The organism is Aeromicrobium tamlense (genome assembly GCF_013408555.1).
In the GTDB taxonomy this organism is placed as follows: Bacteria; Actinomycetota; Actinomycetes; order Propionibacteriales; family Nocardioidaceae; genus Aeromicrobium; species Aeromicrobium tamlense.
Window position 1 is genome coordinate 256,356 of sequence record NZ_JACBZN010000001.1, and the last position, 17,197, is coordinate 273,552.

Genomic DNA, 17,197 nt, shown 5'->3' on the forward strand with positions numbered 1-17,197 from the left:
CGTCTCGGTCGCGTCACGGGGACCGAGGACGCGTGCAGGAATGCTAGGCGTCCGCTCGGCGGGGTGACAAACGCGTGCGGCTCAGGAGGGCGTGGCGTCGGCACGGAGCTCGGCCAGGACCTCCTCGTCGTGCTCGCCCACGCGCGGCACCCGCAGCCGCCGCGGCCCGTCGGCGAGACCGACCGTCGTGAGCGGTCCCGGCACGGCGACGGTGCGACCCGCGGGGGAGGTGACCCGCACGACGCTCTCGTCCTCGCGCTCGTCGAGGTGGCGCACCGCCTCGGTCAGTCCGCGCACCGGCCCGCAGGGGATCCCGAGCTCGCGCATCTGCGCCAGGATCTCGTCGCGCTCGCGGTCGCGGCACCACGCTCCGACGACCTCGTCGACCTCGTCACGCGCGACCAGCACCGCGTCCTCGTACGAGAGCGACTCGGCCCAGTCCGCGCGGCCGATGGCGCGACAGAACCGCGGCCACTTCTCGTCGCCGACGGGGGAGAGGTGGACGTGGCCGCCGCGGGCGGCCCACGTGTTGGAGATCGACACCGGCACCCGGTTGCCGTCGCGCTGGTAGGGGCGTCCCTCGAGCGACTCGTCCACGTCGTGCGCGAGCACGCCCATGTAGGAGGAGAGCATGTTGACGTCGACGAACTGGGCCTCGGGGTGGACGTCGCGCACCCGCAGCGCCATGAGGATCGACATCGTGGACCGGTAGGCGGCCAGGTGGTCGGCGACGAACGGCGCCACGAAGGTGGGCTCGCCGTCGGCGGGACCCGTCATCTGGGGGATGCCGCTCATGCCCTGGATGATGCCGTCGAAGGCGAGCAGGTCACGGTCGGGGCTCGCCGTCCCGAAGCCCGTGATGTGCACCATGATGATCGACGGGTTGACGGCCTTGAGCGCCTCGAAGCCCCAGCCGAGTCGCTCGGGCACCCGCGCGCTGTAGTTGGTGAGGACGACGTCGGACGTCTCGACGAGCCGCAGGAAGGTCGCCAGGCCGTCCGGGTCCTTCAGGTCGATCACGATGCTGCGCTTCCCGCGGTTCTGCGCGGCGAAGTACGTGCTGTCGCCGTCGACCGACGGCATCGCGTCGCGGGCCAGCTCGCCGCCTGGCGGCTCGACCTTGATGACGTCGGCGCCGTGGTCGGCGAGGATCTGGCCGGTCTGTGGGCCGGCGATGGCGTGCGTGAGCTCGAGGACGCGGATCCCCGACAGGGCGGCGGGCGTGGTCATCGCGCTCAGTGGACCGGGACCGCGGCGGCCAGCTTCTCCAGCCCGACCTTCGACACCTTGCCGGTGGGCGCGAGCGGCATCTGGTCGATGATCTCCACGCGCGGGATCTTGTAGGTGGCCATGTGGTCGCGGCACCACGCCAGCATCTCGTCGGCGGTCGCCTCGGCGCCCGGCACGAGCTGGAGGTACGCCACGGGCACCTGGCCCTTCCTCGCGTCGGGCACGCCGATCACTCCGGCGGCCGCGACCTTCGGGTGCCGGCTGAAGAGGTGCTCGAGCTCGGACGGGAAGACGCTCATGCCGTTGACCTTCAGCATCTCCTTCGTGCGCCCGAGGTAGTGCAGCGCGCCGGTCTCGTCGATCGTGCCGATGTCGCCGGTGTGGAGCCAGCCGTCGCGCAGTGTGGTCGCGGTCGCCTCGGCCCGGTGGTGGTACCCGCGCATCATGCTGGGGGAGCGCACGATGATCTGGCCCTCCTCGCCCACGGGCAGCAGCTCGCCCGTGTCGAAGCCGACGATCGCGACGTCGGTGCCGGGCATGGGCAGTCCGGTGAAGCCCGGGCGGCCCGTGAGGTCGGCGTCGTCCTTCTGCAGCCCGAGCGTGAACGTGTCCAGCGTGTGGTCCTCGGTCATGCCGTAGGAGCTCTCGCGGATGACCCCGGGCGCCCCGGTCTCGCGGGCCCAGCGCTCGCGGATCTCGACCGTCAGCTTCGTGACGAACGACATGGTGACCGGCGCCCGCAGTGAGGACAGCGAATACTCGGAGCCCCGGGCCTTGTCGAGCAGCTCGAGGTAGCTGTCCACGGTTCCCGCCATCGCGGTGACGCGGTGCTCGTGGATCGACCGCAGCACCTCGTCGGCGTCCCACCGGTAGTGCAGGACGCACGTGCCACCGGTCATCAGCGAGACCAGGAAGGCGTCCTCGCCGGCGATCCAGAACACGGGGACGAAGACCAGACTCACGGTGTCGGGGCCACCGCCGAACCCGAGCTGGCCGCCGCTCATCGCGGTGTAGAGCATGTCGAACTGGGTGTGCTCGCAGCCCTTCGGCATGCCGGTGGTGCCGCCCGTGTAGTTCAGCGCGGCGAGCGCGTGCGGGTCGTCGGGATCGGTGGGCACCGGCAGGTCGTCCCGCTCGAGGATCGTGGTGAACCGCGTGGTGCCCTCGGCGACCGGCACGTCCGCGTCCATGCCGCGGGGGAGCGCGGCGCCGTCGGGGAGGAAGTCGGTGTGGGCCGAGGCGATGGTCTCGCCGACGGCGCTGCCCTCGGCCCCGGCCCGGAACTCGTCGGCGACCTCGTCGAGGACGAACGCGACCGTGGCCCCGGAGTCGAGCAGCTCGTAGTTGATCTCCTCGCGCCGGAACATCGGGTTGACGGGCACGTGGACGCCGCCGGACTTCAGGATCGCGAAGAAGGCGATGACGAACTGCGGGCAGTTCGGCATCATCACGGCGGCCCGGTCGCCGGGCGCGAAGCCGCGGTGGGCGAGGTAGGCGGCGACGCGGTCGCTCGCCGCGTCCAGCTCGGCGTAGGTGACGGTGCGGCCGTGGTAGACGATCGCGGCGTGGTCGGGCTGGCTCGCGGCCCAGGAACGCAGGTAGTGCGTGACGGTCGACTCGCCGAACGGGTAGTCGATGGTCGGCTCGCCGACCTCCGGCCAGGCCTCGCGCCGGCGCTGCCGCAGGGCGTTCAGATAGTCGTCGATCTCCCGGTGGAACTGCTCCGACATCGTCACGGGACATGCACCTCTCGTCGCGCTGCGAACTTGAACTTGACGCAAGTTTCATCTCGACGATATGACGTAGGTCACGTCCGGTCAACCGCTGGGCCGTCCCTTGGAATCACCGGGCAAACGCAGTGAACGATCGTTCAGTCCTGAGGGCTGGCAGGAGGAGGCGGGAGCGGTCCGATCGCGAAATGTGCCCTTGCTCAATGTGATTTCCGTCTCTAGGGTCGTCGGCACACAGCCTGAACGCGCGATCAGAAGGAGCCAGCTCATGAGGATGTCGTCCCGGATCAGGGTGGGCCTGGCGGCCGCCATGCTCGTCGCGGTCAGTGCCTGTGGAGGCGGAGGATCGGACGGGGGAGACGGCGGGACGCTGCGCGTCGCGACCCAGGCGGACATCTCCTCGATGGACCCGATCCGCGGCAACTCCGGCGGCGACCACCAGATGCTCTACCCGCTCTACGACACCCTCGTCTCGTTCGACGAGGACCTGCAGCCGCAGCCCGGGCTGGCCGAGTCGTGGGAGTACGAGACGCCGACCGCGCTGGTCCTCAAGCTGCGCGAGGGCGTGACCTTCCACGACGGAGCGCCGCTGGACGCCGAGGCGGTCAAGTACAACCTGGAGCGGGCCGCGGCCGAGGGCTCGAACATCGCCGCCGACGTCGAGTCGATCGAGTCCGTGGAGGTCGTCGACGACCTGACGGTGAAGCTCAACCTGACCCAGCCGAACTCGGCGCTCGTCATGACGCTGGCCGATCGCGCCGGGATGATGGTCTCGCCCCAGGCCGCCGAGGCCGCCGGCGGCGACCTCAGCACGAACCCCGTGGGCGCGGGCGGCTGGAAGTTCGTCGACTGGAAGCGCGGCACGTCGATGACCTACGAGAAGTTCGACGACTACTGGGACGAGGACGTGGAGCGCGTCGACAAGGTCGTCATCCGGGTGATGCCCGAGCCCAAGACCCGCGCGACCTCGCTGCGCTCCGGCCAGCAGGACATCGCCTGGGACATCGTGCCGGCGGACGCCGAGTCGATCCAGGACGACGACAAGCTCACGCTGCACGAGCAGCCGCGGATGTGGACCTGGATGATCTACACGAACCGCGCCTCCGAGGAGCTCGGCGACCCGCGCGTGCGCCGTGCCCTGAGCCTGGCGATGGACCGTGACCAGCTGCTCAAGAGCGCGTACTTCGGCCTCGGCACCAAGCCGCGCGGCTTCCTGCCCGACGGCTACTGGGCCGAGCCCTCGGAGAAGGCGCAGCTCGACTACGACGTGGACGAGGCGAAGAAGCTGATCGCCGAGGCCGGCGCCGAGGGACTGTCGTTCGACATGCTGCTCTACGCCGACTCGACCTCGACCCGCGTCGGGGAGATCCTCAAGCAGCAGTGGTCCGAGATCGGCGTGACCGCCAACCTGGTCCCGCGCGAGGTCAACCAGGCCAACAGCGACTACTTCAACGACGTGAAGACGCCGGCGTTCTTCGCGGCGTGGACGGGCCGCCCCGACCCGGCGCTGACGTACCGGCTGATGTTCACGAAGGAGGCGTACTTCAACACCTCGAAGCAGTCGACGCCCGGCATCGAGGAGGCGCTCGCCGAGGACGCCGTGGCCACGACGCAGGAGGACCGCAAGAAGGCGCTCGACAAGGCCTCCGAGGCGGTCGTCGAGGACATGCCGATCATCCCGATCGTGTTCCAGCACTCCCTCACGGGTCTCGGCGAGAACGTCGAGGGCTTCGAGAGCAACCTCCTGGGCAAGCCGAAGCTGCTGGGCGTCACGTTGAAGTGAGGTTGGGCGCCGCCGGGGAGTCACTCCTCGGCGGCGACCTCCGCCAGGTCGATGCTGGTGCCGCGGAGGTCCTCGCCGCAGTGGTCGCACACGAGGACGCCGTGGAAGACCGAGCCGCACGCGCGGTGGGTCTGCACGAGAGCCGGGCCCTCGCCGGTGTCGAACCAGCGCTCGGCCCAGCCGATCGTCATGGCGATGACGGGGAAGAACGCCAGGCCCTTCTTCGTCAGGCGGTACTCGGGACGCTCGGCGGAGTCGCCCGTGACCTGCTCGAGGATGCCGTGCTCGCGCAGCGTGCTGAGCCGGCCCGAGAGCAGCGACGGCGGCAGGCCGAGGGCCGACTCGAACTCGCCGAAGCGGCGGACGCCGAGCAGCGCCGCACCCATCAGCGCCCACGACCAGCGGTTGCCGAAGATCGCCATCGTGTCGGGGTAGAACGTGTGCCCCACGGCGGTGCCGCGGGTGGAGGAGCGGCGCCGCGTGGCGACCTCGGGGACCGAGCTGCGCCAGCCGCCCGAGGGCCCCCACGCCGTGTCGAGGTCCTGGACCGTGACGGGCTGGTGGCACTCGCGGCAGGCCAGGACGGGGGTGATCTCGTTCCCGCACGTGATGTGCCGCATCGGCGGGGTCTCGTAGGAGTGCTGGTCGACCCACGTGCGCTCCCAGCCCCAGATCGCCGCGAGGATCGGCCACGTCGCGCGACCGGAGTCGGTCAGCACGTACTCGGCCCGCGGTGGGCGCTGCTGGTACTCGTGCCGCTCCATCAGCCCCGCGCGGACCAGCGCGTCGAGGCGACCGCTCAGCACGGCGTGCGAGATCGGCATCCGGCTCGAGAACTCGGTGTACCGGCGACAGCCCAGGAGGGCGAAGCGCAGCAGGAAGAGGGTCCACTCGTCCCCGAGCACGCCGAAGCCGCGGGACAGGGCGTTGGGCGCACCGGTCCACTCGGGCTCGGCGGGGGAGTAGCCACGGATGGTCACCCGGGCATCCTAGGCGCGCTTGGACGAGATGGCGCACCTTCGTGGCTTGAGTCACTCTGGTTAATGGAGTAACGTCCCGAGCGTGCTCGCGCCGGGCGGCACGATCAGGGACAGGTGGGTGCGATGACCGAGGCCTTCGTCTACGAGGCGGTGAGGACGCCGCGTGGCCGCGTGCGTCGCGACGGCGGAACGCTCGCCGAGGTGCCCGCCCACGAGCTGGCGGCCCAGCTGCTGCGCGAGATCGAGTCCCGTGGCGTGCCCGCCGACGCGGTCCAGGACGTCGTCCTCGGCGTCAGCACGGCCCACGGCGAGCAGGCGGCCGACCTCGCCCGCGTCGCCGTCATGGCGGCCGGCTGGCCCGACTCCACGCCCGCCGGCGTCGTCTCGCGGATGTGCTGCTCGGGCCTCGACGCGCTCGCGACGGCCTCGGCGCAGGTCCGGTCGGGGATGCTCGACGTCGTCGTGGCCGGCGGCGCCGAGTCGATGTCGCGCGTGCCGATGATGAGCGACCGGCCCGCCTTCGCGTTCGATCCCGGCGTCGGCGCGACCACCGGCTTCGTCACGATCGGCGTCTCGGCCGACCTCACCGCCGCGCAGCACGGCTTCTCCCGCGCCGATCTCGACGCGTGGGCGGTCCGCTCGCACCAGCGCTCGGCCGCGGCCTCGTGGGACTCGATCGTCCCCGTCACCGTGGACGGCGCGACGATCCTCAAGGCCGACGAGGGCGCGCGGAGCGACACCACCGCCGAGTCCCTCGGTGCGCTCGCGCCGCTGTTCGGCGAGGACCCGCTGTGGTCGCGCGTCGAGGACCGGTTCCCCGGCTTCACCCGCCCCGCCGAGGGCCTGCACACCGTCGGCACCGCACCGCAGCTGTGCGACGGCGCCTCCGCCGCGGTGATCGGCTCGGCCGCCGCGCAGGACGTGCTGGGTCGCGCGCCCCGTGGCCGCATCGCCTCGTGGGCGCACACGGCCGTGCGCTCGCCCGGCCTCGACGGCACCGTGGCCGCCGCGCGCCTCGCCCTCGAGCGTGCCGGCATCGGCGTCGAGGACGTCGCGGTCGCGGAGTTCAACGAGTCCTTCTCGGTCACCCCCCTGCTGCTGACCCGCGAGCTCGGCATCGACCCCGAGCGGGTCAACGTCCAGGGCGGCGCCGTCTCGGTGGGCCACCCGCTCGCCGCGAGCGGCGGCATCCTGCTGGCCAACGCTCTCGACCTGCTCGAGCGCCGCGGCGGCGGGTACGCGCTGCTCGTCATCCCCGCCGCCCTCGGCGTCTCGATGGCCCTCGTCGTGGAGGGCCTGGCATGACCTACCGGGTGGTGCAGTGGGCGACCGGCGCCATGGGCACCGCGATCCTGCGGACGATGCTCGACCACCCGGGCATCGACGTCGTGGGCACGTACGTCTACGGCGAGGCGAAGGCCGGCCGCGACGTGGGCGACCTCGCCCGCCGTGACGCGACCGGCGTGCTGGCGACCTCCGACGTCGACGAGATCCTCGCGCTCGACGCCGACGTCGTGGTCCACGCCGGCCGGATCGGGCCCTACGGCTCGCACGACGACGACATCGTCGCCCTGCTCGAGTCGGGCAAGAACGTGCTGAGCATCAACGGCTACACCGACCCGCTCGTCCACGCCGGCGAGCGGCTCGACCGGCTGCGCAAGGCCGCCGAGCGCGGCGGCGCGACGCTCATGGGCGTCGGCCTGAATCCGGGCTTCATCGGCGAGCAGGTCGCGGTCCTGGCCACGGGCGTGTGCGCGTCGGTGGACCACGTCGAGGTCGTCGAGATGGCCGACGCGCGCCTGGTGCAGGACCCCGAGTACCTCTTCGGCTCGCTCGGCTTCGGCGCCGGGCTGGGTGCGCACGACCCGAACGACCCCTCGTGGGGGCCCGTCGGCTCGCTCAACGGGATGTTCGAGGAGGTCGTCGGGGCGATGGCCCACCACCTCGGCCTGGAGCTGGACGAGATCGTCAGCGACCACGTCTGCCACCCGGCCCAGTCCGACCTCGAGATCGCCGCCGGCGTGATCCCGCAGGGGACCGTCGGGCACACGAACTGGCGCTGGCACGGGATCGTCGCTGGCGAGCGACGGATCACGATGTCGATCCACTGGTTCGTGGAGACCGCGTTCCTGCCCGAGCCCGAGCCGCCGCTGTGGCGCGTGACCGTCACGGGCCATCCCGGCGTGAAGATCGCGATGGAGGTGGAGAAGCACCCCGACGACCGCAGTCGCATGGGCGCCGAGCAGTACGCCGTCGCCGGCCAGGTGATCAATGCGGTGCCGCATGTCGTGGCGGCGGAGCCGGGCGTCATGATCCGGCCGATCGCGACGCCGTGGCGCGCCGATTACGGGACGGTCGCGCCGAACTGACCTCCGAGACGGGATTCTTCCCGCTTCCCCAGCAACTCTGATAAGTGTAGTATCGTGAACGACGCGTGAGCGCGCGTGGAAGAAGAGGTGGATCATGTCCAAGCCGTCGAACGTCTGGATCCTCGGTGGGTACCAGACCGACTTCGCCCGCAACCTGACCCGCGAGGGCAAGGACTTCGCCGATCTCGCGACCGAGGTCGTCGACGGCACCCTGGCCGCCTCGGGCGTCGACGCCGAGGAGATCGGCGTCGTTCACGTGGGCAACGCCTTCGGCCAGCTGTTCGCCGGACAGGGCCAGCTCGGCGCGATGCCGGCCACGGTCAACGACGGCCTGTGGGGCGTCCCCTCCTCGCGTCACGAGGCCGCCTGCGCCTCGGGCAGCATCGCCGTCCTGGCCGCGATGGCCGACCTGCGCGCCGGCAACTACGACTCGGCGCTCGTCGTCGGCGTCGAGCTGGAGAAGACGGTCAGCGGCGACCAGGCCGCCCATCACCTCGGTGCCGCCGCCTGGGCCGGCCACGAGGGCGACGACGCCACCTTCATGTGGCCCTACATGTTCAGCAAGGTCGCCGACGAGTACGACCGCCGCTACGGCATCGACCAGCAGCACCTGAGCCGCATCGCCGAGATCAACTTCGCGAACGCCAAGCTCAACCCCAACGCACAGACGCGCGGCTGGGACGTGCCCGACCTCGGTCCGGCCGGCGACCCCGCGCTCAACCCGCCGGTCGACGGCCGCGTGCGCCGCTTCGACTGCAGCCAGATCACCGACGGCGGCTCGGGCATCGTGCTCGTCTCCGACGCGTTCCTCGTGCGCCACCCCGACCTGCGCCCGCTGGCGCGGATGGCCGGCTGGGGTCACCAGACCGTGGGCCTGGGCCTGCAGCAGAAGCTCGACCGCGCCGCCGACCAGCCCTACGTCATGCCGCACCTGCGCCGCGCCGTGCACGACGCGTTCGACCGCGCCCAGATCGGACTGGACGACCTCGACGCGCTCGAGACCCACGACTGCTTCACCCCGAGCGAGTACATCGCGATCGACCACATCGGCCTGACCGAGCCGGGCGAGTCCTGGAAGGCGATCGAGAACGGCGACATCGAGATCGGCGGACGACTGCCGATCAACCCCAGTGGCGGCCTCATCGGCGGCGGCCACCCCGTGGGCGCGTCGGGCATCCGCATGGTGCTCGACGCGACCAAGCAGGTCTCCGGAACGGCCGGCGACTACCAGGTCGAGGGTGCCGACACCGTGGGCACGCTCAACTTCGGCGGCAGCACCGCCACCACCGTCAGCTTCGTCGTGACGGCCAGCTGACCCACGCAGGACTGAGAGGACTCTTCATGGATCTGGAACTCGTGGGCAAGCTGCTCTCCACGCTGCCCGAGGACGACGACCACCCCTACCGCACCGGACCCTGGCGCCCGCAGACGAACGAGTGGGTCGCCGACGACCTCGAGGTCGTCGAGGGCGAGGTCCCCGCCGACCTCGACGGCGTCTATCTGCGCAACACCGAGAACCCGGTGCACGCGTCGCTGAAGAACTATCACCCGTTCGACGGCGACGGCATGATCCACGTGGTGGGCTTCCGCGACGGCAAGGCCTTCTACCGCAACCGGATGATCCGCACCGACGGCTACCTCGCCGAGCAGGAGGCCGGGCACGCGCTGTGGGCCGGCCTGGCCGAGCGCCCGCAGATCGCGCTGCGCGAGGACGGCTGGGGCGCCCGCCGCCAGATGAAGGACGCGTCGAGCACCGACGTGATCGTCCACCGCGGTGTCGCGCTGACCAGCTTCTACCAGTGCGGCGACCTGTACCGGGTCGACCCGTTCTCCGCCCAGACGCTGGGCAAGGAGAGCTGGAACGGTCACTTCCCGTTCGACTGGGGCGTCTCGGCGCACCCGAAGGTCGACGACCGCACCGGCGAGATGATGTTCTTCAACTACAGCAAGGAGGCGCCGTACATGAAGTACGGCGTCGTCGACGAGAACAACGACCTCGTCCACTACGTCGACATCCCGCTGCCCGGCCCGCGCCTGCCGCACGACATGGCGTTCACCGAGAACTACGCGATCCTCAACGACATGCCGCTGTTCTGGGACCCCGAGGCGCTCAAGCAGAACGCGCACGTGGCCCGCTGGCACCGCGACATGCCCGCGCGCTTCGCCGTCATCCCACGCCGCGGCCAGACCTCGGACATCCAGTGGTTCGAGGCCGAGTCGACCTACGTCCTGCACTTCACGAACGCGTTCGAGGAGGGCGACGAGGTCGTCCTGGAGGGCTACTTCCAGACCGATCCCGAGCCCGCCGACAACGGCACCGGCACGCAGTGGGAGCGGGCCTTCCGCTTCCTCGCGCAGGACCGGATGGAGACCCGACTGCACCGCTGGCGCTTCAACCTCAAGACGGGACAGACGAAGGAGGAGCGGCTCACCGACACCGTCTCCGAGTTCGGCATGATCAACGGCTCGTTCGGCGGCGTGAAGCACCGCTACTCGTACTCGGCGACGAACAAGCCGGGCTGGTTCCTGTTCAACGGCCTGGTCAAGCACGACTCGTGGACGGGTGCCGAGGAGACGTTCGCCTTCGGCGACGGCGTCTACGGCAGCGAGACCGCGATGGCGCCCCGCGTGGGCTCGTCCTCGGAGGACGACGGCTACCTGGTGACGCTGATCTCGGACATGAACGACGACGCGTCGTACGCCGTGGTCTTCGACGCCGCACGGCTCTCGGACGGCCCGGTGTGCAAGCTCAAGCTGCCCGAGCGCATCTCGAGCGGCACCCACTCCACGTGGTGCGCCGGCGAGGAGCTGCGCCGCTGGCGCACGGAGGAGTCCGCCGCGACGGCCGTGGGGCTCTGAGCCAGACTGGACCCAGGAAGCCCGCCACCTTGCGAGAGGGTGGCGGGCTTCCGTCTGTCCTGGCTCGGGCCTCACCGTCCCGGGAGGCGGGCTCAGCGGGTCGCGAGGGCGAGGCGGGTGAAGCGCTCGCTCGCGGCGCGGTACTCCTGCTCGAGACGGTCGACCACCGTGGCGGTCGGCTCGACCGCGTGGATGGTCTGCAGGCCCTGGCCCGCGGCCCACAGGTCCTTCCAGCGGCGACCCGCGCCACCGGTGGAGTCGTAGTCGCGCTCGGCGGGGCCGGTCATCGCGTCCGGGTCGTAGCCGTTCGCGACGAGGCTCGGCCGCAGCCACGAGGCGGGGGTGCCGGTGACGCCCGCGGTGACCACGAGGTCGTCCGGGCCGTGGTCGACGACCATCTGCTTGTACTCGTCCTGGGCGAGGCTCTCGCTGGTCGCGAGGAACCGCGTGCCCATGTAGACGAGGTCGGCGCCCGCGGCGACGGCTCCGGCCACGCCGGCGCCGTCGGTGATGCCGCCGCCGACCGTGACGATGCCGTCGAACTCCTCGCGCACGGCGGAGATGAACGCGAACGGCGAGAGGTGGCCCGTGTGGCCGCCCGCGCCGGCCGAGACGCACGCCAGTCCGTCGACGCCGGCCGCGATCGCCTTGCGCGCGAGCTTCATGGACACGACGTCGGCGATGACGAGGCCGCCGTAGGACTTCACGACCTCCATGACCGGCATCGGCGAGCCCAGCGCCGTGATGACGATGTCGGGCTGGTGCTCGGCGACGAGGGCGAGGTCCTCGGGCAGGCGCGCGTTGCTGCGGTGCGTCACGAGGTTGAGCGCCCACGGCGCGGCGCCGGGCGAGCCGGCGAGACGGTCGCGGATCGTGCCCATCCACGTGTCGAGCTCGGCCGCCGTGCGGCAGTTCGGGCTGGGGAAGGAGCCCACGACCCCGGCCTCGCAGGCCGCGACCACGAGGTCGGGACCGGAGATCAGGAACATGGGCGCCGCCACCACGGGCAGGCGGAGGCGGTCGAGCACGGTGTCGGACATGGGGGTCACTCTTCTCGCGTTGCGGGGAACCAGTCCCGGGTCAGAGGGGGGAATCGTGGGGGTCGCCGCTCCAGCAGGCTGGCCAGGCCCTCACGGAAGTCGGGCGAGGACAGCACGGCGTCGAGCGTGGCGTCCACGCTCTCGACGTCGTCGCGCACCCGGTCGAGCCAGGGTGCGACGAGGCGGTGCTTGATGGTGGCCAGGGAGGACGGCGCGCAGGTCGCGGCGAGCTGCTCGGCCAGGTCGAGCGCCCGAGCGAGCGGGTCGGGGTCGGTCGCGTTCACCACGCCGAGGCGCAGGGCCTCGGTGCCGTCGAACGTGCGGGCGGTGAGGAGGAGGTCGGCCGCGGCCGCGTCGCCGGCGGCGCGGGCCAGCAGGGGTCCCATGCCGTGCATGGGCGGCAGGGCGCGCTTCGCGAAGGCCGTGGTGAGTCGCGTGTCCGGCGCGGCGATCCGCAGGTCGCACAGGAGGGCCTGGGCCAGCCCGACGCCGGCGCACATCCCGGAGATCGCGGCGACGATCGGCTTCGGGACGAGCAGCGGGAACCACTCGGGCTGCTCGATCGTCGCCATCTCGGGGTTCGTCGTGCCGGTGTCGCTGTAGGTCTGGAGGGCCTCGGTGTCGGCCCCGGGGCAGAACGTGCCGCCCGCTCCGGTCACCACGATCGCCCGCACGTCGGGGTCCGCGACCAGGTCCTCGAGGGCGCGGAAGTAGGCCCGTTGCAGCGGAACGGTCCAGGCGTTGCGGCGCGCGGGACGGTTGAGGGCGACCGTGGCGGTGCCGGGCCGATCGCGCGTCACGACGACGATGTCGGGCTGGTCCGTCATCGTTCCCTCCTCCCGATACGTGGCTTTCGCAATTGACCTTACATCCAAACGACGCCTAGAAGTCCAGTGCATAGGCGATTTATCGTGACTTCCTATCTAGTAGTTTCTGTGGGACTCGTCTAGGATCACGGCCATGGAACTGTTCGACGAGGAGCAGCGCGCCGCCTTCGCGGCCGGCGGCTGGTGGACCGGGCGCACCTGGTCGGGACTGTTCGACGCGGCCGTCGCGGCCCGGCCCGACGGGTTCGCCCTCGTCGACCCGCTCGACCGCGCCACGGTCATGGGCGGGCCGGTCCGGTCGCTCACGTGGCGCGAGGCCGCGGACGAGGTTCGCCGCGTCAGCGCCGCCCTGCACGGCCTCGGCGTGCGGCGCGGCGACGTGGTGGGAGTCCAGCTGCCGAACGTGGTCGAGCTGCCGCTGACGCTCGTCGCCATCGCCCGCCTCGGGGCGGTCGCGTGCCCCTTCCCCATCCAGTACCGCAGCCACGAGCTGGTCCGCATGAGCGAGATGGCGGGGCTCGGCGTCTTCGTCACCACGACGTCGGCCCTGGGCCGCGATCTCGCCGCCGAGGCCGCCGACTTCCGTGAGCGGGTCCCGGGCCTGCGCGCCGTCGCCGCGTTCGGCGATCCCGGCTCCGACCCCCGGCTCGCCGCACTCGACGCCACCGACGACCAGGTCGCGGCCGCCGACGCGTACGTCGCGAGCCTCGAGCTGGGCTCGGCCGACCCCGTCACGATCGTGTGGACCTCGGGCACCGAGGGCTTCCCCAAGGGCGTGCCCCGCGCCTACGGCGAGTGGGAGGTGCTCGGCACGGCGTGCACCGAGTCGCCGCGGCTGACCGCCGACGACGTCCTGCTCAACCCGTTCCCCATGGTCAACGGCGGCGGCCTGGCCGGCATGTTCGTGCCGTGGCTGCTGAACGGCTGCACGCTCGTGCAGCACCACCCGTTCGACCTCGAGCGGTTCTGCGAGCAGATCGAGCGCCACCGCGTCACCTACACGTGCGCGCCGCCGCCGGTGCTCAACGCCGTCGTCTCGGGCCGCGGCCCCGACCGCGACCTGTCGTCGCTGCGCGCCGTGTCGTCCGGGTCCGCCCCGCTGGCCGGCTGGATGATCGACGCGTGGGAGAGCGGCCGCGGGGTCGAGGTGCTCAACCTGTTCGGCTCGAACGAGGGCGGCATGCTGTTCGCCGAGCCCGAGACGGTGCCCGATCCCGCGCAGCGCGGCCGGCTGTTCCCGCGCTACGGCCGCCCCGGCCTGGCGTACCGCACGCGCGTCGCGTCGGCGATGTCCGCGCGCCTCGTCGACCTGTCCGACGGCACCGAGATCGACGCGCCGGGCCGTCCCGGCGAGCTGCGCCTCAAGGGCCCGGCGATCTTCTCGGGCTACCTCGGCCGCGGCCGCGAGGGCTTCGACGAGGACGGCTGGTTCTGCACCGGCGACGTCTTCGAGATCAGCGCCGAGAACGAGGACCTGCTGGTCCACGTCGATCGCGCGAAGGACCTCATCGTCCGTGGCGGCTACAAGATCTCGGCCGCCGAGATCGAAGCGATCGTCACGGCCGACCCCCGCGTGGCCGAGGCCGCCGCGGTCGCCATGCCCGACCCCGACCTGGGGGAGCGGCTGTGCCTGTTCGTGGTCCCGTCCTCGGCCGACGAGCCGGTCGGTCTCGACGAGGTCGTCGGGATCGTCAAGGCCGCCGACGTCGCCAAGTTCAAGTGGCCCGAGCGGCTGGAAGTGGTCCCCGCCCTGCCCCGCAACCCCGTGGGGAAGGTGCTCAAGCGCGAGCTGCGCGAGCAGCTGCGCGCGTCCGACTCGACTGGAGGTCGATGATGTCCCTGCCCCGGATCCGCCAGGTCGTGCTGATCACCGACGATCTCGCCGCCGCCTCCGCGCAGGCGCGCGAGCTGTTCGGCTTCACCGGCGGCGTGAGCCTCGACGAGGAGATGGCGAAGCTCGGCTTCGAGCACGTCATCTTCAGCTTCGCCGACACGTTCGTCGAGATCGTCTCGCCGCTGGACCCCGCGTCGCCGCACGGCCGGATGCTGGAGAAGAACGGACCGGGCGGCTACATGGTGGTCGTACAGGTCGACGACGTGCCGACTCTGGTCGACCGCGCCGCCGGCCTGGGCTTCGGGCCGATCATGAACGAGGACTACCACGGCGCCCCGCTCACGCAGTGGCACCCGAAGCACCTCGGCACCCTCGCCGAGATCGACCAGGTGAGCCCGCCCGAGAGCTGGCACTTCGCCCCGGCGGTCTTCGAGCAGTGCTCGCCCGACGTGGCCCGTGACATCGTCGCCGCGTCCCTCGTGGCCGACGACCCGGACGGGCTCGCGTCGACGTGGGCCCAGCTGCTGGTCCGCGAGGCCCCGCAGGACGGCGTCGTGCGCCTGGCCCGCGGCGAGACCCTGACCATCCTCCCCGCCGACGGCGGACCCCGTGGACTCCGGTCCGTCGACGTGGTCGCCGCGGATCCCGCGCGCGTCGGCGACGCGGTCGAGCTGTGCGGCGTGACCTTCCGGTTCGTCGCCCCGAGCCCCCAGGAGCAGTCATGACCAGCCCGCACGTCCACTACGAGGTCGAGGACGGCGTCGCGACCATCACGATCGACCGCCCGGAGAAGCGCAACGCGCTGAACTACGCGATGTACGACGCGATCCGCGACCACACGCTGGAGGCGGACGCCGACCCGGCGGTGCGGGCGATCATCCTGACCGGCGTCCCGGGTCAGTTCTGCGCCGGCACCGACCTGACCGAGCTGCGTCCGGTCGAGGAGGGCACGAGCGCGCACGACCGCGACGGGCACACCGACGGACGGCACTGGTACTTCTGGGAGGCCACGACGCCGGTCATCGTCGCCGTCGACGGCCCGGCGGCGGGCCTCGGCGTCGAGCTGTCCACGCAGGCCGACTTCCGCATCGCGTCCACGCGGGCCAGGTTCTCGTGGATCTTCGTCCAGCGCGGACTGATCCCCGACACCGGCGCCGGCACCTGGCTGCTGCCCGACCTCGTAGGACCGCAGCAGGCCAAGCGCCTGGTCTTCTCCGGTGAGTTCATCGACGCGGAGGAGGCGCGACGGATCGGCTTCGTCATGGACGTCGTCGAGCCCGAGGACCTCCTGGCCGCCGCGCGCGAGCTCGCCGCGAAGGTCTCCACGGGCTCGCCGTTCGCGATCGCCCGCGCCAAGTCGCTGCTGAACTGGTCGACCTCGCGCACCCGCGACGAGCACCTCGAGCACCACATCGAGGCGCTCACCGAGTGTCAGCTGTCGCAGGACCACGCGGAGGGCGTCGCGGCCTTCCTCGAGCGCCGTCCCGCGCACTTCACTGGCAGGTAGAGCACGGGGAAGTAGAGCACCGGAAGCCAGAGGGGCGCGCCGGTCGCCGGGTCACAGCTCGGCGATCGGCCCCTCGAACCGGATGTTCGTGCGGGTGAGCACGGCGTTGCACGCGTTGCAGGTGAACTGCGGGACGAGGTCGGACTCGCACGGGACGTGCGTGAGGTTGAGGCCCGAGCGGCCGTCCTGCGTGAGCCAGCGCTGCGCCCAGCCGTTGATCGTGGTGGTGACGTCGAAGAAGTCGAGGGCCTTGGAGGTCAGGCGGTACTCCTGGCGCTTGCCGCCGGCGACCTCCTCGCGCGACATCAGGCCGGCCTCGACGAACAGGTGCAGGCGCTGGGTCAGCGTGACCGGGGAGATGCCCAGGTTCTCCTGGAAGTCGTTGAACCGGCGGGTGCCGGTGAACGCGTCGGAGAGCAGGAAGGTCGACCAGCGGTCGCCGAGCACGCCCGACGCGTCGATCGGCGTGGTCATGGTGGGGGAGCGGCGCGAGCGGCGCTGCACGCTGTCGAGCAGCAGGCGGTCGTCGACCGAGCCGGTCACGTCGCGTGCACCGACGCCGATGGCGCCGCACGCGCCGCAGCCGAAGACCGGGCGCGTCAGGTGACCGCAGTCGAGGTGGCGCAGGCGCGTCTGCGCGTCGCGGTGCAGGTGGCCGGCCCAGCGGCGGTCCCACACCCACATCGCGACGAGGACCTGCCACAGGTCGAGGCCGGCGTCGGTGAGCACGTACTCGCGCCGCGGGGGATTGGTCTGGTACTCGCGGGCCGTGAGGATGCCGTCGTCCACGAGCGAGCTCAGCCGGCGCGACAGCACGGGGTCCGAGATCGCGAGCGCGTTGCGCAGGTCCTGGAAGCGGCGCTTGCCGTTGAACACCCACATGACGATCCGCAGGGTCCACATGTCGCCCAGCAGGATCAGGGCGCGGCCGAGGGGCGACGCACCGTTCTCGTCGGTCTCCGCGGCAGTCATTCCCCGAGCCTTTCGACGTCATAGTTTCTTGTCGGTAACCAGCGTGGGACCTGCCGAGTGTCGAGT

Annotated in this window: 14 protein-coding genes; 8 read left to right on the forward strand and 6 right to left on the reverse strand. The window is 71.4% G+C overall.

Translation table 11 applies throughout. The features are described from left to right. Window positions 1-81: 81 nt before the first annotated feature. Together BJ975_RS01335 and BJ975_RS01340 are read right to left on the reverse strand one after the other, a co-directional pair. Window positions 82-1,230: a CaiB/BaiF CoA transferase family protein gene (locus BJ975_RS01335; RefSeq protein WP_179422903.1), complete on the reverse strand. Its 1,149-nt coding sequence runs from the start codon at window positions 1,228-1,230 to the stop codon at window positions 82-84. Window positions 1,231-1,235: 5 nt separating this feature from the next. After that, entirely contained in the window at window positions 1,236-2,960 is a 1,725-nt protein-coding gene (locus BJ975_RS01340) for an AMP-binding protein (RefSeq protein ID WP_179427929.1), read from the reverse strand. 268 nt (window positions 2,961-3,228) lie between these two features. On the opposite strand from BJ975_RS01340, the gene BJ975_RS01345 reads away from it, so the two are divergent. Further along, a complete protein-coding gene (locus BJ975_RS01345) occupies window positions 3,229-4,743 on the forward strand; it encodes an ABC transporter substrate-binding protein (protein ID WP_179422905.1) in 1,515 nt (504 codons plus the stop codon). Between the two features lie 20 nt (window positions 4,744-4,763). Here BJ975_RS01345 and BJ975_RS01350 read toward each other — a convergent pair whose 3' ends face one another. Further along, window positions 4,764-5,723 carry a winged helix-turn-helix transcriptional regulator gene (locus tag BJ975_RS01350; protein WP_218845701.1) on the reverse strand — a complete coding sequence of 320 codons (960 nt, stop codon included), beginning with the start codon at window positions 5,721-5,723 and terminating at the stop codon, window positions 4,764-4,766. A 123-nt stretch (window positions 5,724-5,846) separates the two neighbouring features. On the opposite strand from BJ975_RS01350, the gene BJ975_RS01355 reads away from it, so the two are divergent. From BJ975_RS01355 to BJ975_RS01370, 4 genes are all read left to right on the forward strand, one after another. After that, window positions 5,847-7,028 carry a thiolase family protein gene (locus tag BJ975_RS01355; RefSeq protein ID WP_179422907.1) on the forward strand — a complete coding sequence of 394 codons (1,182 nt, stop codon included), beginning with the start codon at window positions 5,847-5,849 and terminating at the stop codon, window positions 7,026-7,028. Next, the gene (locus tag BJ975_RS01360) at window positions 7,025-8,092 is read left to right on the forward strand and encodes an NAD(P)H-dependent amine dehydrogenase family protein (RefSeq protein ID WP_179422909.1); all 1,068 of its coding nucleotides are present in this window, start codon (window positions 7,025-7,027) and stop codon (window positions 8,090-8,092) included. The genes BJ975_RS01355 and BJ975_RS01360 overlap by 4 nt, the downstream gene beginning before the upstream one ends. Before the next feature lie 94 nt (window positions 8,093-8,186). Continuing rightward, window positions 8,187-9,407: an acetyl-CoA acetyltransferase gene (locus BJ975_RS01365; RefSeq protein ID WP_179422911.1), complete on the forward strand. Its 1,221-nt coding sequence runs from the start codon at window positions 8,187-8,189 to the stop codon at window positions 9,405-9,407. Between the two features lie 26 nt (window positions 9,408-9,433). After that, complete coding sequence (locus BJ975_RS01370; RefSeq protein WP_179422913.1) at window positions 9,434-10,951, forward strand: carotenoid oxygenase family protein; 1,518 nt, start codon at window positions 9,434-9,436, stop codon at window positions 10,949-10,951. A gap of 92 nt (window positions 10,952-11,043) precedes the next feature. Here the strand turns inward: BJ975_RS01370 and BJ975_RS01375 are convergent, their stop codons facing one another. Both BJ975_RS01375 and BJ975_RS01380 read right to left on the reverse strand, forming a co-directional pair. Then, on the reverse strand, window positions 11,044-11,991 hold the full coding sequence (locus tag BJ975_RS01375) for an NAD(P)H-dependent flavin oxidoreductase (RefSeq protein WP_179422915.1): 948 nt from the start codon (window positions 11,989-11,991) through the stop codon (window positions 11,044-11,046). Window positions 11,992-11,996: 5 nt separating this feature from the next. Beyond that, on the reverse strand, window positions 11,997-12,818 hold the full coding sequence (locus BJ975_RS01380; protein ID WP_179422917.1) for an enoyl-CoA hydratase-related protein: 822 nt from the start codon (window positions 12,816-12,818) through the stop codon (window positions 11,997-11,999). Window positions 12,819-12,951: 133 nt separating this feature from the next. Between BJ975_RS01380 and BJ975_RS01385 the strand changes: the two genes are divergently transcribed. From BJ975_RS01385 to BJ975_RS01395, 3 genes are read left to right on the forward strand one after another with little or no spacing between them, the layout of a single operon-like run. Further along, window positions 12,952-14,652 carry a class I adenylate-forming enzyme family protein gene (locus BJ975_RS01385; RefSeq protein WP_179422919.1) on the forward strand — a complete coding sequence of 567 codons (1,701 nt, stop codon included), beginning with the start codon at window positions 12,952-12,954 and terminating at the stop codon, window positions 14,650-14,652. Further along, entirely contained in the window at window positions 14,649-15,377 is a 729-nt protein-coding gene (locus BJ975_RS01390; protein WP_179422921.1) for a VOC family protein, read from the forward strand. The genes BJ975_RS01385 and BJ975_RS01390 overlap by 4 nt, the downstream gene beginning before the upstream one ends. Beyond that, the gene (locus BJ975_RS01395) at window positions 15,374-16,159 is read left to right on the forward strand and encodes an enoyl-CoA hydratase/isomerase family protein (RefSeq protein ID WP_179422923.1); all 786 of its coding nucleotides are present in this window, start codon (window positions 15,374-15,376) and stop codon (window positions 16,157-16,159) included. The genes BJ975_RS01390 and BJ975_RS01395 overlap by 4 nt, the downstream gene beginning before the upstream one ends. A 51-nt stretch (window positions 16,160-16,210) precedes the next feature. Here the strand turns inward: BJ975_RS01395 and BJ975_RS01400 are convergent, their stop codons facing one another. Next, window positions 16,211-17,131, reverse strand: a complete 921-nt coding sequence (locus tag BJ975_RS01400) for a winged helix-turn-helix transcriptional regulator (RefSeq protein ID WP_179422925.1) — start codon at window positions 17,129-17,131, stop codon at window positions 16,211-16,213. Window positions 17,132-17,197 lie beyond the last annotated feature (66 nt).

Excerpts from the sequence above, each read along its gene's own strand:
- BJ975_RS01395 (WP_179422923.1), top strand. The coding sequence starts at position 15,374 with ATGACCAGCCCGCACGTCCACTACGAGGTCGAGGACGGCGTCGCGACC.
- BJ975_RS01370 (WP_179422913.1), top strand. The coding sequence starts at position 9,434 with ATGGATCTGGAACTCGTGGGCAAGCTGCTCTCCACGCTGCCCGAGGAC.
- BJ975_RS01385 (WP_179422919.1), top strand. The coding sequence starts at position 12,952 with ATGGAACTGTTCGACGAGGAGCAGCGCGCCGCCTTCGCGGCCGGCGGC.
- BJ975_RS01355 (WP_179422907.1), top strand. The coding sequence starts at position 5,847 with ATGACCGAGGCCTTCGTCTACGAGGCGGTGAGGACGCCGCGTGGCCGC.
- BJ975_RS01335 (WP_179422903.1), bottom strand. The coding sequence starts at position 1,230 with ATGACCACGCCCGCCGCCCTGTCGGGGATCCGCGTCCTCGAGCTCACG.
- BJ975_RS01340 (WP_179427929.1), bottom strand. The coding sequence starts at position 2,960 with ATGTCGGAGCAGTTCCACCGGGAGATCGACGACTATCTGAACGCCCTG.
- BJ975_RS01390 (WP_179422921.1), top strand. The coding sequence starts at position 14,649 with ATGATGTCCCTGCCCCGGATCCGCCAGGTCGTGCTGATCACCGACGAT.
- BJ975_RS01375 (WP_179422915.1), bottom strand. The coding sequence starts at position 11,991 with ATGTCCGACACCGTGCTCGACCGCCTCCGCCTGCCCGTGGTGGCGGCG.
- BJ975_RS01400 (WP_179422925.1), bottom strand. The coding sequence starts at position 17,131 with ATGACTGCCGCGGAGACCGACGAGAACGGTGCGTCGCCCCTCGGCCGC.
- BJ975_RS01360 (WP_179422909.1), top strand. The coding sequence starts at position 7,025 with ATGACCTACCGGGTGGTGCAGTGGGCGACCGGCGCCATGGGCACCGCG.
- BJ975_RS01380 (WP_179422917.1), bottom strand. The coding sequence starts at position 12,818 with ATGACGGACCAGCCCGACATCGTCGTCGTGACGCGCGATCGGCCCGGC.
- BJ975_RS01345 (WP_179422905.1), top strand. The coding sequence starts at position 3,229 with ATGAGGATGTCGTCCCGGATCAGGGTGGGCCTGGCGGCCGCCATGCTC.
- BJ975_RS01365 (WP_179422911.1), top strand. The coding sequence starts at position 8,187 with ATGTCCAAGCCGTCGAACGTCTGGATCCTCGGTGGGTACCAGACCGAC.